General features: G+C 69.5%; 13 protein-coding genes, 1 tRNA gene and 3 pseudogenes. 8 read left to right on the top strand and 9 right to left on the bottom strand.

Translation table 11 applies throughout. The annotated features are described in order from the left end of the window. Window positions 1-28 precede the first annotated feature (28 nt). A complete protein-coding gene (locus tag ACGFZK_RS17350; RefSeq protein WP_181382488.1) occupies window positions 29-379 on the bottom strand; it encodes a WhiB family transcriptional regulator in 351 nt (116 codons plus the stop codon). A gap of 384 nt (window positions 380-763) precedes the next feature. On the opposite strand from ACGFZK_RS17350, the gene ACGFZK_RS17345 reads away from it, so the two are divergent. Further along, window positions 764-3,070 carry a transglycosylase domain-containing protein gene (locus tag ACGFZK_RS17345; protein ID WP_393849714.1) on the top strand — a complete coding sequence of 769 codons (2,307 nt, stop codon included), beginning with the start codon at window positions 764-766 and terminating at the stop codon, window positions 3,068-3,070. A 92-nt stretch (window positions 3,071-3,162) separates the two neighbouring features. On the opposite strand, the gene ACGFZK_RS17340 is transcribed toward ACGFZK_RS17345, so the two are convergent. Next, entirely contained in the window at window positions 3,163-3,624 is a 462-nt protein-coding gene (locus tag ACGFZK_RS17340; protein ID WP_393849713.1) for a GatB/YqeY domain-containing protein, read from the bottom strand. A 68-nt stretch (window positions 3,625-3,692) separates the two neighbouring features. Between ACGFZK_RS17340 and ACGFZK_RS17335 the strand changes: the two genes are divergently transcribed. The 3 genes from ACGFZK_RS17335 to ACGFZK_RS17325 all read left to right on the top strand — a co-directional run bounded on the left by ACGFZK_RS17335 (window position 3,693) and on the right by ACGFZK_RS17325 (window position 5,464). Continuing rightward, the gene (locus tag ACGFZK_RS17335; RefSeq protein WP_393849712.1) at window positions 3,693-4,631 is read left to right on the top strand and encodes a metallophosphoesterase; all 939 of its coding nucleotides are present in this window, start codon (window positions 3,693-3,695) and stop codon (window positions 4,629-4,631) included. Between the two features lie 12 nt (window positions 4,632-4,643). Continuing rightward, window positions 4,644-5,351 (top strand): Pr6Pr family membrane protein, encoded by a 708-nt coding sequence (locus ACGFZK_RS17330; RefSeq protein ID WP_393849711.1) that lies wholly within the window; start codon window positions 4,644-4,646, stop codon window positions 5,349-5,351. 39 nt (window positions 5,352-5,390) lie between these two features. Next, a tRNA-Pro gene (locus ACGFZK_RS17325) sits at window positions 5,391-5,464 on the top strand. A 119-nt stretch (window positions 5,465-5,583) separates the two neighbouring features. Here the strand turns inward: ACGFZK_RS17325 and ACGFZK_RS17320 are convergent. Then, window positions 5,584-6,241: pseudogene (locus ACGFZK_RS17320) on the bottom strand (LacI family DNA-binding transcriptional regulator); the annotation flags it as partial. Between ACGFZK_RS17320 and ACGFZK_RS17315 the strand changes: the two are divergent. Both ACGFZK_RS17315 and ACGFZK_RS17310 read left to right on the top strand, forming a co-directional pair. Continuing rightward, a pseudogene (locus tag ACGFZK_RS17315) lies at window positions 6,236-6,460 on the top strand (UTRA domain-containing protein); the annotation flags it as partial. The pseudogenes ACGFZK_RS17320 and ACGFZK_RS17315 overlap by 6 nt on opposite strands. Beyond that, window positions 6,457-7,016 (top strand): annotated as a pseudogene (locus tag ACGFZK_RS17310) (GNAT family N-acetyltransferase). The pseudogenes ACGFZK_RS17315 and ACGFZK_RS17310, both read left to right, overlap by 4 nt. Before the next feature lie 386 nt (window positions 7,017-7,402). Here ACGFZK_RS17310 and ACGFZK_RS17305 read toward each other — a convergent pair. Further along, the gene (locus ACGFZK_RS17305) at window positions 7,403-8,032 is read right to left on the bottom strand and encodes a DJ-1/PfpI family protein (protein ID WP_393849710.1); all 630 of its coding nucleotides are present in this window, start codon (window positions 8,030-8,032) and stop codon (window positions 7,403-7,405) included. 574 nt (window positions 8,033-8,606) lie between these two features. Here ACGFZK_RS17305 and ACGFZK_RS17300 point away from each other — a divergent pair. Beyond that, on the top strand, window positions 8,607-10,106 hold the full coding sequence (locus ACGFZK_RS17300; RefSeq protein WP_393849709.1) for a tyrosinase family protein: 1,500 nt from the start codon (window positions 8,607-8,609) through the stop codon (window positions 10,104-10,106). 509 nt (window positions 10,107-10,615) lie between these two features. On the opposite strand, the gene ACGFZK_RS17295 is transcribed toward ACGFZK_RS17300, so the two are convergent. From ACGFZK_RS17295 to ACGFZK_RS17275, 5 genes are all read right to left on the bottom strand, one after another. Further along, the gene (locus ACGFZK_RS17295; protein WP_393849708.1) at window positions 10,616-10,894 is read right to left on the bottom strand and encodes a hypothetical protein; all 279 of its coding nucleotides are present in this window, start codon (window positions 10,892-10,894) and stop codon (window positions 10,616-10,618) included. 84 nt (window positions 10,895-10,978) lie between these two features. Next, window positions 10,979-11,476, bottom strand: a complete 498-nt coding sequence (locus tag ACGFZK_RS17290) for a DUF5956 family protein (RefSeq protein WP_393849707.1) — start codon at window positions 11,474-11,476, stop codon at window positions 10,979-10,981. A 70-nt stretch (window positions 11,477-11,546) separates the two neighbouring features. Next, complete coding sequence (locus tag ACGFZK_RS17285; protein WP_393849706.1) at window positions 11,547-12,137, bottom strand: HD domain-containing protein; 591 nt, start codon at window positions 12,135-12,137, stop codon at window positions 11,547-11,549. Window positions 12,138-12,143: 6 nt separating this feature from the next. Continuing rightward, window positions 12,144-13,445 carry a cytosine deaminase gene (gene codA / locus ACGFZK_RS17280; protein WP_393849705.1) on the bottom strand — a complete coding sequence of 434 codons (1,302 nt, stop codon included), beginning with the start codon at window positions 13,443-13,445 and terminating at the stop codon, window positions 12,144-12,146. Between the two features lie 53 nt (window positions 13,446-13,498). Beyond that, window positions 13,499-13,666 (bottom strand): hypothetical protein, encoded by a 168-nt coding sequence (locus ACGFZK_RS17275; RefSeq protein WP_393849704.1) that lies wholly within the window; start codon window positions 13,664-13,666, stop codon window positions 13,499-13,501. 97 nt (window positions 13,667-13,763) lie between these two features. On the opposite strand from ACGFZK_RS17275, the gene ACGFZK_RS17270 reads away from it, so the two are divergent. Then, window positions 13,764-15,569 carry a prolyl oligopeptidase family serine peptidase gene (locus ACGFZK_RS17270; RefSeq protein WP_393849703.1) on the top strand — a complete coding sequence of 602 codons (1,806 nt, stop codon included), beginning with the start codon at window positions 13,764-13,766 and terminating at the stop codon, window positions 15,567-15,569. Window positions 15,570-15,601 lie beyond the last annotated feature (32 nt).

Raw genomic sequence — 15,601 nt, 5'->3', positions numbered from 1 at the left:
CGTTCGTACGTCGTGGCGTCCGTGTGGTCTACCCGGCTGCCGCGTATGTCTCGTACGCCACGTCGATCTCCGCGTCTGCATCCATGGTGAGGATGCCCGTGCTGCGCTCGTACTCCGTACGTGCGGTTTCGAGCAGCCGTCGCCACGAGGTGACGGTGGGACGCCGGCGCAGCAGCGCACGTCGTTCCCGCTCGGTCATTCCGCCCCACACGCCGAACTCGACACGGTTGTCGAGCGCGTCGGCCAGGCATTCGGTCCGCACCGGACATCCGGTGCACACCGCCTTGGCCCTGTTCTGTGCCGCTCCTTGAACGAATAGTTCATCCGGATCGGTAGTGCGGCAGGCTGCCTGCGCACTCCAGTCGGTAACCCAGCCCATCCCGGCGCCGTCCTCTCCCGAATCGAGGCTCCCCCACGGCGGTAGCGGCATATTCACCGCTGCCAGTTGAGGACGTTACGGAAGGCGGGCACAGTGCAACACCCCCGACGGGCCCAATCTTGAATGGTCCGAACGGACTATGGGTAAGCGGCAGATCACCCGACGGAGTGATCCGGCGACATGCCCGACCATTCCGGCAATTCGGGTGTAATCGTCGGTTCGACTTCAGCAGAGGGGCGAGATTCGGACATGTGTCCACCCCATTCGGGAAGGGTGAAAATCAAGCCGAGGGGTTGATGTCGCACCACACTGCTGTGACAGTTGGGGACAGCTTAGGCCAAGGCATTCGCGCGTGTCCGGCGAATCAGAACGTAGGCTGCCCCTATGGGAAAGAAGCGCTCGGGCGGCGGGCTCACGGGGAGCCAGCAGGCCGCCAAGTTCCTCGGAGTGTCCGTTCTCTCCGGGGTTGTACTGGCCGGCATGGCGATTCCGGCCGCCGGCGCCCTGGGCCTGGCGGCCAAGGGGACGGTCGAGGGATTCGATGAGATCCCGGCCAATCTCAAGACTCCGCCGCTGAGTCAGCGGACCACGATTCTGGACGCAGAGGGTGGCCTGATCGCCACCGTCTATTCACGCGACCGGCAGGTGGTCCCGCTCACGGCGATCTCCCCGTACATGCAGAAGGCGATCGTCGCCATCGAGGACTCGCGTTTCTACGAGCACGGTGCGGTCGACCTCAAGGGCATCCTGCGCGCGGTCAACCGCAACGCACAGGAAGGCGGCGCCGCACAGGGCGCCTCCACCCTCACCCAGCAGTACGTGAAGAACGTGTTCGTCGAAGAGGCCGGTGACGACGAGACCAAGGTGCGCGAGGCCCAGGAGAAGAGCCTCGGCCGCAAGATCCGCGAGCTGAAGTACTCGATCCAGGTCGAGGAGGAGCTCGGGAAGAAGAAGATCCTCGAGAACTACCTCAACATCACGTACTTCGGCCAGCAGGCCTACGGAATCGAATCCGCGGCCCAGCGCTACTTCAGCAAGCCCGCCAAGGACCTGGCGCTGGAGGAATCCGCGTTGCTGGCGGGCGTCGTGCAGTCGCCGAGCCGGTACGACCCGGTGAACGACGCGCAGGAGGCGACGAAGCGCCGCAACATCGTCCTCCAGCGGATGGCCGACACCAAGGACGTCTCACAGGCCGAGGCCGACGCGGCGAAGGCGAAGCCGGTCACCCTCAAGGTCACCAAGCCGAAGAACGGCTGCATCACCGCCGTCAAGGGCGCGGGCTTCTTCTGCGACTACGTGCGCAACTCCTTCCTGACCGACACCGCCTTCGGCAAGACGCGCGAGGAGCGGGCGAAGGTCTGGAACCAGGGCGGCCTGACGGTCCGCACGACCCTGGACCCGCAGTCGCAGGACGCGGCCAACGAGTCGATCAAGGACCACGTCTACCAGGACGACGCGATCGCGACGGCTGTGACCATGGTCCAGCCGGGCACCGGCCGGGTGCTGGCGATGGGTCAGTCCAAGCCGTACGGCTTCGGGAAGAACGAGACGCAGATCAACTACTCCGTGGACAAGCGGATGGGCGGCTCGAACTTCGGCTTCCAGGTGGGCTCCACCTTCAAGCCGTTCATCGCGGCGGCCGCCCTGGAGCGGGGCATGCCGCCGACGAAGGTGTACCCGGCGCCGAACAAGATGGAGTACCCGACGCCGATCCCGCGCTGCGACGGCACCGAGTGGCTGAACCTGCCGATCAACGGCAAGACCCAGACGGCGAAGAACGAGACCGAGGACGAGGTCGGTCCGTACGCGCTGAGGACCGCGATGGAGAAGTCCATCAACACGTACTTCGTCGAGATGATCGGCGAGATCGGCCTCTGCCCGGTGACGGAGATGACGCAGAAGCTCGGCGTGGTCCCGGCCGACGGCTCCAAGATCCCCGAGTCCCCGTCGATCGCGCTCGGCTCCGCCGAACTCTCCCCGCTGACGATGGCCAACGCGTACGCGACCTTCGCCAACCGCGGCGTCTTCTGCACCCCGGTCGCCATCGAGTCGATCACCGACGCGCACGGCAAGGCGCTCGCCGTCCCGAAGTCCAAGTGCGAGCGGGCGATGTCCACCGAGACGGCCGACACCATCAACACCCTGCTGCGCGGAGTGGTCGACTCCGGTACCGGTGAGCGGGCCGGTCTGAGCGATCGCGACAGCGCCGGCAAGACCGGTACGACGGACGAGCGCTACAACGCCTGGTTCGTCGGCTACACGCCGAACATCTCCGGCGCGGTGTGGGTCGGCTCGGGCGGCGCGAAGAAGATCACGATGGAGAACATCGTGATCGGCGGCAAGCCCTTCGACAAGGTCTTCGGTGGCGGTCTGCCCGGCCCGATCTGGAAGGACGCGATCAGCGGCGCGCTCTCCGGCCGCGAGTCGGCGAACTTCACCACGATCAGCATCCCGGAACCGAACGTCCCCGCGGGCGGCCCGCGTGGGAACAAGCCGCCCGCGAACAACCCGAGCCGGCCCGGCAAGCCGGGCGGCGACGGCAAGCCCGGCGGGCGTCCCGGCGGTCAGACCGCCGGAGCCACCGCCGGAGCCACCGGGGGTGCCACGGGCGGCGCCACGGGCGGCGTCGAACCGCAGCCCCCGTTCCCCGGGCTCACCGAAGGCGTGATCGGCGGCCCCGAGGACCACTAGCGGTCGCCGCACGGCACGACGTACGAGGGAGGGCCCCAGCCGAAACCGGCCGGGGCCCTCCCTCTGTCCGTACTCCTGCTCGCCCTGCGGTCCTACGCGAGCTGCTGCCTGACGACGGCGGCGACACGCCCGCCCTCCGCCAGCCCGGCGACCTTCGGGTTCACGATCTTCATGACGGCGCCCATGGCCCGCGGCCCCTCGGCACCCGCCGCCTTGGCCTCCGCGACGGCCTGCGCCACGATCGCGACGAGCTCGTCGTCGCTGAGCTGCTTGGGCAGGTACGTGTCGAGGAACTCGCCCTCCGCGGTCTCCCGCGCGGCCTGCTCGGGACGGCCGCCCTGGGCGAAGGCCTCCGCCGCCTCACGGCGCTTCTTCGCCTCCTTGGCGATCACCTTGAGGACTTCCTCGTCGGAGAGCACACGTGCCTCCTTGCCCGCGACCTCCTCCTTGGTGATGGCGGAAAGGGTCAGGCGCAGCGTGGACGAGTGCAGCTCGTCGCGCGCCCTGATGGCGGTCGTGAGGTCTTCCTGGAGCTTGGCCTTGAGCGTGGTCATGGATGTGAGTCTGCCAGGTGCGGGGCGAGTGGCGCTCACCTGTTTTCCCGGTCTGCGACGATGGGTCCATGCGTGCGCGTTACGGAGTACCCCTGAAGGCGGCTGCGGGAATCGCTGCGGTGGGGGCCGCGGGTGTGGCCTATGCCGCCGGTTTCGAGGCGCGGTCCTTCCGCCTGCGCCGGGTCACGGTGCCTGTCCTTCCCCGGGGGATGCGCCCGCTGCGCGTGCTCCAGGTGTCCGACATCCACATGGTCGGCGGGCAGCGCAAGAAACGCGCCTGGCTGCAGTCCCTGGCCGGCCTGCGCCCCGACTTCGTCGTGAACACCGGCGACAACCTCTCGGACACCGAGGGCATCCCCGAGCTGCTCGACTCCCTGGGCCCCCTGATGAACTTCCCGGGCGTGTACGTCTTCGGGTCGAACGACTACTACGGGCCGCGGCTGCGCAACCCCGGGCGCTACCTGATCGAGAAGACCCAGGGCCGGCACGGGCTGAACGGCAACAAGCCGGTCGTCGGCGCCGTCCACAACCCGTGGGAGGAGATGCGGGACGCCTTCGACGCGGCCGGCTGGCTGAACCTCACCAACACCCGGGCTCGGCTGAAGCTGGACGGCCTGGAGCTGGCCTTCACCGGGCTCGACGACCCGCACATCAAGCGGGACCGCTACGCGAAGGTCGCCGGCGGCCCGGAGGCGGACGCCGACTTCTCGATGGCCGTGGTGCACGCCCCGTACCTGCGCGTCCTGGAGTCCTTCACCGCCGACCGGTACCCGCTGATCCTCGCGGGCCACACCCACGGCGGGCAGCTGTGCATCCCCTTCTACGGGGCGCTCGTCACCAACTGCGACCTGGACACGAAGCGGGTGAAGGGGCTCTCCACGCACGAGGCGGGCGGCAACCGCGCGTACCTGCACGTCTCGGCCGGCTGCGGCACGAACCGGTTCACCCCGGTCCGCTTCGCCTGCCCGCCGGAGGCGACGCTCCTGACGCTGACCCCCAAGGCGTAAGGCACTGCCGGGATGACCCCACCGGCGCGCCTCGTCCCGGTGGTCTTCCGCGCCCTGATCTCGGCCGCGGCCGTGGTGGGGCTGGTCATCGACTGCGGGTACGGGAGCGTGCCCGTCGTCCTGAGCTACTTCACGATCTGGACGAACATCCTGGTCGCGGTCGTCCTCGGGCTGTCCGCGGCGCGCGCCCGGCAGCGCCGGCCGGACCTCGCTCCCCTCTACCGGGGCGGGGTGCTGCTCTTCATCCTGATCACCGGGCTCGTGTTCCACCTGGTCCTCGCCAACCCGTCGAGCCCCTTCAACGTGGTCCCGGAGCTGGACCGGCTGACCGGTGCCAGGGCCGTGGCCAACCAGCTCCTCCACACGGTCACCCCGCTCGGCGTCCTCCTGGACTTCCTCCTCCTGACGCCCCCGCGCACCCTGCGCCCGCGCCACGCCGCGCAGTGGCTCGCGTACCCGCTGGCGTACGTGACCTTCGCGCTGATCCGCGGCGCCCTGCTCGCCCCGGGCACCGCCCGGCGCTACCCGTACCCCTTCGTCGACGTGGCCCAGTACGGCTACGCCCGCGTTGCCGTGAACGCCCTGGTCCTGGGCCTCGCCTTCTTCGCCCTCGGCCTCGCCCTGGTCGCGGCGGACCGCTACCGCCCGCGGTCCCCCCTGGCCCCGCGACCACCCCGCGGAAACCGGATTTCGTCTCCGGCGAGAGGTCCGCTAAAGTAATCGATGTCGCCAGGGCAGCAAGCGCTGCAAGGCGGCGATCGGGGTGTAGCGCAGCTTGGCAGCGCGCTTCGTTCGGGACGAAGAGGTCGTGGGTTCAAATCCCGCCACCCCGACGCTGTAGTACCAGGTCAGAGCCGGTGTCTTGCAAAAGACACCGGCTCTACTTGTTTCTCCCCACCGTCTCGGGAGAATCCTGGGAGAAATCTCCGCCGAAACGGCTCCCCACTCGCTCCTACGGGCGGCCCCTCAGCAGCGCATCGAGGACGGCCACGGGCGACCCGGGGAGCCATCCGCCGGCGCGCGTCGAGCGACTCCTCCCACATGCCGGTCAGGCCGGCCAGGAGTTCGCGGCGCATCTCCGGCGTGATGTGGGAGTACCGCGCCTGAACCGAACCGTCCTCGTGCCCCATCCGCTCGTCCTTCAGCTTCGGCGGCGTCCGCAGCTCGTCCATCATCGTCTTGTGGCTGTGCCGCAGCCCGTGCGGCGTGAGCCCGCGCGCGATCGGCACCCACGATGCCTCCGCGCGGGCCGCTGCACCCCGGCCGCGAGCAGGGACACCCGGCCAGGGTTCCGCCCGGAGCGGCACCGGACGGGCCTCCTGCGGTGACTTCTTCGGATACCACCCTGTCGCTGCAGGCTGGAACAACCAGGTGGCGAAGCCATTCCGCCGCCAGTGCGCCGCGTTCTCACTCGACGACCAGGACCGGATGAACCCGAGGTCGGCCATGGCCTTCTCGACTGCGGCCCGCGTTGTCTCGGCGACCGCGGCAGGGCGGTTGAGCACGTTCGAGACCGTGCCGGTGGAGACTCCGGCGACGCGCGCCACGTCGGCCAGCTTGGCGCCGGGGCGGCTGGCCGCCCCGTTGGCGGCAGAATGCCCGCTGAACAGGTCGGGTATTTCGATGAGATCGCCGCGCGGATGCCCACACCGGACGAAGCCAGGCTGTTGGACATCGGGGCCGGCGTTCCGGTGCTTCTCTGGACTCGTACGGGCTACTCCGACGAGAAGCCAATCCGGTGCACGATCACCACGTTCCGCGGCGACCTGAACCGCATGAACTACGAGATCGGCACGCTGGACGGCCGCCAGGAGGATGAACCGCAGTGATCGTGGAGACCGCGACCTCCAAGGATCTCGGCAAACTGCTGGCTTTCAGGGACGAGGCGGCATCGTGGCTGGCTGCTCTTGGTACTGACCAGTGGCGCCGCCCGTACCCAGCAGACAAGCTGTTGGCCACCATTGAGTCGGGTGTCGTCTTCATCGTGCGGGACGGTACTGCGACGGCTGCCACCATCACCCTCACTCCTGAGGCCGAGGATGGACTCTGGTCCGATGGCGAGCCAGCTGAGCCGTCGATGTTCGTAAACAAGCTGACCGTGGCGCGAACGCACGCGGGCCAGGATCTCGGCGGCCGACTGCTCGACTGGGCAGGGGACCGGGCCTATCGCTCGGGTGCCGCATGGCTCCGGCTCGATGCTTGGACAACGAACCACGTCCTGCAGCGGTACTACCTGCGGCACGGCTTCGTCCACGTCCGCACTGTCACCGAGGGCGGGGCAGTGAAGGTGGCCCGCGTGTGTCCGGCTGGCTCGCTCAGCGACCGGCCCAACTCGCCGAAGCCCCCGGCCTGCGGGATTTGACACGGCCTGTCTCGGCGCCTTAGTTCACCGCCAGCCGTTTTAAAGAATCGCCATCAGCGTTGCGGGCACCCACTTCGACACCGCTGTAGTCCGGGATCCGGTTGGTCATACGATCCGCTCCAGAGCTCCCCTGAAAGCCAGCGGCCCCGCGAGTAGCTCAGCTCCAGAGGTAGAGCGGGCCCAGGTTGCGGTTGCCGACCACGTGGCCAGTGTGATCCGGGCAGTGAACTGGCCGGTACGCGGGTCGACTCCGCCTGCCACCGGGCTGGCGAAGTTCCCGGCCTGGGTGAAGAAACTCGGCGAACTCATGATGCGGACTCCCTGTGGAGGGGCCGGCACGCGGGGTACTACAAGGTGGGAGCTGATGGCCAAAACTGGGCTGCCGCGCGCACGCTGGGGCTGAGCGGGCTCAGCCGCCGCTGGCGAGCTCCCGGGCCCTGGCCACGACCTCGGGCGTCGCCGTGGCCAGGGAGCCGCTGTCGTACGGCGGCTGGGGGTCGTACTCGGTGAAAAGCTGAATGGCCCGGGCGGTGAGTTCGTCGCTCAGCAACGCGCACAGCCCCAGGGCCAGGTCGATACCGGCGGAGATCCCGGCCGAGGTGATGATCTTGTCGTGCCGGACGACCCGTTCCGCGGTGTAGGTGGCGCCGAACGTCTCCAGGTCGTCCATCGCCATCCAGTGGGTGGTCGCGGTCTGCCCGTTGAGCAGCCCCGCTGCCCCGAGGATGAGCGCGCCGGTACAGACCGAGGTGGTGAAGCGGGTCGTCTCGTGAATCCGGCGCACCCAGTCGATGAACTCCGTGTTGTTCAGCATCAGTCGCGCCCCCGCACCGCCCGGGACGAGCAGCACGTCACAGGACTCGACCTCCGTGTACCGGGTGGGCACGTCCACCCGCATGGCGCCCAGCACGTCGTCGATCCGCCCCGGTTCGGGCGCGACGAAGCGCACCCGGGCGTCGGGGACGTTCGCCAGGAGCTCGTACGGGCCGATGGCGTCGAGCGGCTCGAAGAGCCTGAAGAGCGGGATCACGATGTCCATGCCGGGGAGCCTATGCAGGCATCTGCGTGGCCTGAGGACGCATCTGCGGACACGCCCAGGCGTGCGCGGCAAGTTCACGAGAACGGGTGCCGGGCCGCCTCAGCCCGGCTCGACCAGCCAGCCGCCGTGCGGCCGTCGCCTGGTGCACGGCATCGGGGCATCCGGGAATGGCTGGACCGGTTTGCGCCGCCGCTGACACGGCGCATCTCCACAGATAAACCTGACTTCCCCTGCTACGGGCTGGGGGATTCGGGCCTTGCGGTCTGAATGAACGGAGAAACGATACTTCCCGGTGACTTTCGAGAGGAATGGCCAGTCGAGTCAATTCGCCTAAACAGAAGCACCTTTCAACAATTGACTTAGGTAACCAACTCCCAGGCGCGCGTACGGCAATTATTTGGGTCTTCCTGTGGGCAGTTCCCCCACTGTGACCAGCCTGTCTGTCGGTTGGCTGGCACATCTCCGACTGGATCGCCCGTGTCGATCATTCAGATACGCCCTGGTGTATCGCATACTTCTCGGCGACTACTACACCCCTTCGTCCATAATGCGTTCGGAGCCCAGCGGAGGAATCATGACCCCGACCGAGAACAGCCCGATGGCTGAACAAGTCATCGCAGCACCGACCTATCTGGCGGATATTCGATTCCTTTTCCGACCCAAAGACGTGGCACACATGGCCGCCAAGGGGATCGAACTCGGCACCTACGACGGACTGAAGAGCAACGCGCTCTCGGTGCACGCACAGACCGCTCCGCCGAACTCACTGATGCCCCCGGACGCGGAGGGGAAGTGGAGCGCCGCACGCTCGCAGACGTTCCGCAACTGGATCGTCAACGGATTCCCCCTCGGTACAGCCACGCCCGCAGAGCCACCGACGAACGGGCAGGCCCCGACCCGGCTGCGCAAAGACGTAACGACGTTGAGCGATGCCGAATTCGACCTCTTGACGACAGCGTTCAGGGGCCTCATGGACCGCGACCCCGAAGCTCCGGACAGCTACTTCGCCCTGGCCGGGCACCACGGCCTACCGAACAGTTGGTGCTTGCACCACCAAGACCGCTACAACCCCTGGCATCGCGAGTACCTGCGCGTGTTCGAAGATGCCCTGCGCTCCGTCCCAGGCTGCGAGGAGGTGACGATTCCCTACTGGGACATCTCGACGGCGCTACCGGAGCGGCTGCAGCAGCCGCCGTTCGATGAATACGTTCTCCCGGCCGACCCCGGCGCCGCCGTGACGCCGCCTGTGACCGGATTCTTCCCGTACACCACCCAACGCTTCCCGGTCGCCGACATTGCACAGAACGTGACGGAATTCGAGGTCCTGGAGGACATCGCCACGTCGTTGGCCCAGTCGCTGTGGGGCGCGTTCAACGTCAACGGCTACCAAGACTTCTCGATCCAGGCCCACGACAGTGGCCACGGATCGATCGGACCGACGATGGGCACACCTGAAGTCGCCTCCTACGACCCGGTGTTCTGGTTCTTCCACTGCAACCTCGACCGCCTCTGGCTGAGCTGGCAGACACGAGCCTCCGCGACCACGCTGACCGGCTTCCGATCCACCCTGGGGGAGAACACCGACTGGCTGACGACGCCGTTCAACGCACTGCCTCCGTACAGCACGACCGCCGACCAAACGATTGAAACCGAAGCCTCCTACGATCGACTGGAACTCCTCAGCCCCGTGGAGGGCCCGTTGGAGAATCTGTCCGGCCACATCGACGCCGCCCGCACCTTTGCGTTCCGGAGCGCCAGCCCCGTCTCGGTGCGGGTGAAGGGGATCCACCGGCTCAACATTCCCGGGTCGTTCGTCGTCAACCTGCTCGCCGACGGCGAGACGGTCGCGAAGCGCTTCTTCTTCCAACCGATTAATCCGCCAGGCTGCGCGAATTGCGTGGAGCACGGCATCGTCAACATCGACTTCAGGATGACGCGGGAGCAGCTTCTCGACCGGACGCTGTCCGTCCGTATCGACGTGCCCGGGCACGCTGAGGAGATCGGAACAGCCTTCCCGCTCGCGCAGGCCGGCAATCCCACGATCAACGTGCGGCTGCTGGTGGAAGAGGCATAGCCATCGTGGCGGGACCCACCACCACAGCCATCGGGCGCGGGGAGGCGTTCCAGCAGATGAGGCTCCAAGCCGCGAGTCGTGTGAACTGGAGGGAGGCGAAGCCGCCCCTGTTCCCGAGCCGAGCCTTGGAACGTCGGCGGGGCCGGTTGGGACGATCCGCCCCTCAGAGGAGCCCCCTACGGCCGTAGGGGTGTGTGGGCACACTCCTACTGGGTGGGAGTCACCCTTGACGCATACGCCAGCCTTTGACGGCAAGTCGTGAACACGATGCGCTGGGAGAAGCTGGGGAGAAAAGCGTGCCAACAACGACTCCAGGAACCTCTCCAAACCGACACCGACCGACGCTCTGACCTGCGCACATGCCTATCACGGTAGGTCGAGACACGGCGCGGACGTTCTTCGGGACGAAGAGGTCGTGGGTTCAAATCCCGCCACCCCGACTTCGTAAGACCAGGTCAAGGGCTTGATCCGCTTCGCGGGTCAGGCCCTTCCTGCGTTTCGGGGGTCCTTCAGTAGGGGCGGGGGGACATGATGTGCGGTTCGATGGCCGGGGCCTCGAAAATGCAGCGGGGGATGCCCGGGCCGGGGGTTGCGCGGACCGAGACGCGGGTCGGGGGGTCCGTCGGCAGCTCGACGTGGACGGTCACCGGGTGATCGTCGTACGTCGTGGCGTGTCCGGTCTCCTTGCCGTCGATCAGTACCTCCACGACGGCGGTGTGCCCGGTCTGGACCGTGGCGCTGACCGAGTGGCCGTGGTGGTCGATGTGGAAGTGATGGCGCCGACCCATGAGATCGCCTCCCGGCAGTACCCCCTCCAGCCAAGGGTAGCCACGCGAGCGCGGGACGGCCCTGTGCTGCGCGGCCGAGCTTCCTCACAGCTCGGCGAGTACGGACCGGGCCAGGGCGAGGTAGGCCGCGGAGGGCCGGGGCTCCACCGCGCGCGACTCGGCCAGGGCGTCGAGGTGTTCCAGGAACGCGCCGACCGTGGTGAAGGGGCCGACGGGGCGCAGCAGCCACAGGCGTCCCCGCGGGCGGGGCGGAAGGCCGAGCTCCGCGAGGGCCTCGTCGGCCTCCCGGTCGAGGTCCCGGAGGTCGGGCTCGGCCAGCGGGGCGCACTCCACGCCGGTGATGTGGCCGTGGCCGTCGAGGGAGGTGTCCACCGCCCAGTGGGTGGAGCGGTCCGGGATCCAGGCCCGGGACGCGGGGGGCCAGACGTACGGGAGGAACACCCATCGCAGGTCCTCGGGCGCCGGCTCCCAGCCGAGCACCTCCAGCTCCCGCATCTCGGGCAGCCGGTCCGGCTCCAGTTCGCTGCGGCCGGTGCGGCGCTGTGCGAGCGGGTGCGGCGTTCCGTCCTCGTCCCACGACATGCGCGCACGCTATCCGACCCGGTGACCGATATGCGTGACCCGCTGCGGCAGCGAAGCCCCCCGTGTGCGCCTACATCCGTTCCAGCGGGTTGGCCGCGATCCGGGTGGCCGCGCCCCCGGCGACGTACGCGGCGGCCGCGCAGTCGGGCTTGCGCCCGGCCTGGTCCTCGACCAGTGCGAGGAACGCGGCGCCGAAGTCGCCCCGCGGGTACGCGGCGAGCAGGTCGGCGGTGAAGGCCGGATCGAAGGCGGTGACGCGCAGGCCCGAGACGTCCGCGCTCGTGCCGACCTGCAGCAGGTGGCTCTCCACGTCCTCGGCCGCGCTCACGTCGTCCCGCATGTGCAGGACGACGATCTCCTCGGCGCGCGCCCGGCGGGCCGCCGGCCAGCCCAGCCCCGCCGTCAGGACGCGCGCGACATGGCCGCCCGCCTCCTCGAAGGGCAGCGTGTGGCTGTCGAAGGGCGCGGTCAGGCCCAGATCGTGCAGCAGGGCGCTGACGTAGAACAGTTCGGCGTCGTACGTCAGCCCGTGCTGCTCCGCGTACTGCGCCCCGAAGGCGTAGGAGCGCACCGAGTGGTTCAGGAGGGTCGTGTCCGCGTACTCCGAGGCGATCTCGTGAGCGGCGCGGGCCGATGCGGTGTCAAGCGTCCACGTCTTCATGGGGCGTCAGCGTAGGCGGCGGCCGAAGTCGACCTCGGAGGGGGGCTCACCCGGCCAGTTCAGCCGGGTGGGGGCGGGCGGGGTCTCGGCGAGGACGGTTCCGCGCGAGACGACGTACCGCGGGCGGACCTGGCGGCGGATCGCCTCTTCGGGCGAGGGGGCCGGGAGCAGCACGAAGGAGGCGGGTGCGCCGGCGGTGATGCCGTACTCGGTCCCCGCGAGGCCGAGCACCCGCGCCGCACGCTCCGTCACCATCTCGAAGGCCAGCGGGATTTCGTCCGCGCCGGTGAGGTGGGCGGCGTACAGCCCCACGAGGGCGGTCTGCAGCGGGTTGGCGGTGCCCAGCGGGTTCCAGGGGTCCATCACGTCGTCGTGGCCGAAGGCGACGTTGACCCCGGCGGCCAGCATCTCCTTGACCTGGGTGAGGCCGCGTCGCTTGGGGTAGGCGTCGAAGCGGCCCTGGAGGCCCAGGTTGGCGAAGGGGTTGGAGACGAGGTTGATGCCGGAGCGGGCGAGCAGCCGCTGGAGTTTGAAGCTGTACGCGCCGTTGTAGGAGCCCATGGCGGTCGTGTGCGAGGCCGTCGCGCGCTCGCGCAGCCCCGAGCGCAGGGCCAGCGCGGCCAGTACCTCCACGAAGCGCGACTGCTCGTCGTCGATCTCGTCGCAGTGCGCGTCCACCCGCAGGCCGTGTTCCTCGGCCAGTTCGAAGGCCGTACGCAGTGAGGCCACGCCGTCCTCGCGGGTGTCCTCGAAGTGCGGGATCGCTCCGACGACGTCGGCCCCGCGGGCGACGGCCTCGCGCAGCAGGCCCTCGCCCCCGGGGAAGGAGACGATGCCCTCCTGCGGGAAGGCCACGATCTGCAGGGTCATGAAGTCCCGCACCCGGTCGCGCACCTCCAGCAGCGCTTCGAGCGCGGTGAGGTCCGGGTCGGTGATGTCGCAGTGGGTCCGCACGTGCAGGACCCCGTGGGCGGCCTGCCAGCGCAGCACCTCGGTGGCGCGCGCGACGACGTCCTCGCGGGTCAGGGTCCGTTTGCGCTCGCTCCAGCAGGCGATGCCCTCCCAGAGGGTGCCGGAGGCGTTGGGGCGCGGCTCGCCGGCGGTCAGCGCCGTGTCCAGGTGGATGTGCGGCTCGACGAAGGGGGCGGTGAGCAGGCCGCCGTGGGCCTCGATGAGGATCCCGGTGGCCGGTGGTTCCTTCTGGTCGTCGTACGGGATCACCCGCGCGATACGGCCGTCCTCCGCGACCTCGACGTCGAACAGGCCGTGGGTGTGCAGCAGCCGGGCGCCCCGGACGATCATCCGCATGACGCCAGCCTAAGGGCTGCTGCCCCGCCGCCCCGGGCGGGCGCGAGATCGGTCTAGCCGCGCTTGGCCTGGGCCTTCTGCTGCATGCCGCGGGTCTTCGCGGCGGAGCTGTGGATGTCCCGGATCGCGGCCTTGGCACGGGCCTCGGCTGCCGTGTTCTTCGCCTGCGCGCGCTCGGAGTCCTGGTGGCTGTGGTGGCCGGTGTGGGCCTTCTTGGCCATGATCGTTCCTCCTCGGACGGGACGGCCGACGCGTTCCACTGTGCGCCCGTTCGGAGCAGTCGGCATCCGGGGGAGCGCTGCGGCCACAATGGAGCGCATGACCAGCGACAGTGAGATCACCCCCGGCATGCCCGACTGGGAGAAGCGGTTCCGGGCGCCGCGCGTCGGGCTCCCCGACTGGGCCGAGGACGCCCCGGACCGTTCGCTCTTCGTCTCCAACGCGACCGGAACCTTCGAGCTCTACGCCTGGGACCGCGCCACCGGCGCGCAGCGGCAGGCCACCGACCGCCCCAACGGCACCACCGACGGCACCCTCTCCCCCGACGGCGAGTGGATCTGGTGGTTCTCCGACACCGACGGCGACGAGTTCGGCACCTGGGTGCGCCAGCCCTTCGCGGGCGGCCCCGACACGCCGGCCACCCCGGGCCTGGACCCCTCGTACCCCGCCGGGCTGGCCATCGGGCGCGACGGGACGGCCGTCGTCGGACGCTCCACCGACGAGGACGGCTCCACCATCCACGTGGTCCGCCCGGACGGCTCCGCACCCACCGTGATCTACCGGCACCGGGAGTCGGCAGGCGTCGGCGACCTGTCCCGCGACGGGAGCCTCGTGGCCGTCGAGCACACCGAGCACGGCGACGCGATGCACTCCGCCCTGCGCGTCCTGACCCTCGACGGGACCACCGTCGCCGAGCTGGACGACTCCCGGGGCGGGGTGGCGGAGCTGGGCCTGGAGGTCCTCGGCTTCGCTCCGGTCGTGGGCGACACCCGGCTGCTCGTCGGCCACCAGCGGCGCGGCCGCTGGGAGCCGATGGTGTGGGACGTGGCCACCGGCGCCGAGCAGGAGCTCGCGATCGACCTGCCGGGCGACGTCAGCGCCGAGTGGTACCCGGACGGCAGCGCGCTGCTGGTCGCGCACAGCTTCGAGGCGCGCAGCGAGCTGTGGCGCTACGACCTGGCCGCGCGGGAGCTCGTACGGGTGGACACGCCGCCGGGGTCGGTGTCGGGGGCCACCGCGCGGCCCGACGGGACGGTGGAGTACCTGTGGTCCTCGGCCGCCGAGCCCTCGGCGGTACGGTCCACCGCGGGCGGGATCGTCCTGGACCCGCCCGGCTTCCGGGCGCCCGGCTCGCTGCCGGTGGAGGACGCGTGGGTCGAGGGGCCGGGCGGACGGATCCACGCGCTCGCGCAGCGGCCGGCGGGCCACGGCGAGGGCCCCTTCCCGACGATCTTCGAGATCCACGGCGGGCCGACCTGGCACGACAGCGACTCCTTCGCATCGGCCCCCGCGGCGTGGCTGGACCACGGCTTCGCCGTCGTGCGGGTCAACTACCGCGGCTCGACGGGCTACGGCCGGGAGTGGACCGACGCCCTCAAGCACCGGGTCGGGCTGATCGAGCTGGAGGACATCGCGGCGGTCCGGGAGTGGGCGGTCTCCTCCGGCCTCGCGGACCCGGCGCGCCTGGTGCTGTCGGGCGGCTCTTGGGGCGGGTACCTGACCCTGCTGGGCCTGGGCACGCAGCCCGGCGCCTGGGCCGTGGGCCTGGCCGCCGTACCGGTCGCGGACTACGTGACGGCTTACCACGACGAGATGGAGGCGCTGAAGTCCCTGGACCGCACCCTCTTCGGCGGTACGCCGGAGGAGGTCCCGGACCGCTTCGAGGCGTCCTCGCCGCTGACGTACGTGGACGCGGTGCAGGCGCCCGTCCACATCGCGGCGGGCGTGAACGACCCGCGCTGCCCGATCCGCCAGATCGACAACTACGTGGACCGGCTCGCCGCGCGCGGGGCGGTGCACGAGGTGTACCGGTACGACGCCGGGCACGGTTCGCTGGTCGTGGAGGAGCGGATCAAGCAGGTCCGGATGGAGCTGGAGTTCGCGCTGAAGCACCTGCCGCGCTGACCCTGCGGGAGGGCGACCGGTGCACCCCCCGT

Source organism: Streptomyces sp. NPDC048257 (genome assembly GCF_043201855.1).
Lineage (GTDB): Bacteria > Actinomycetota > Actinomycetes > Streptomycetales > Streptomycetaceae > Streptomyces.
Note: the sequence above shows the minus strand (reverse complement) of the source record. Positions and strands in the feature narration are given on the sequence as shown.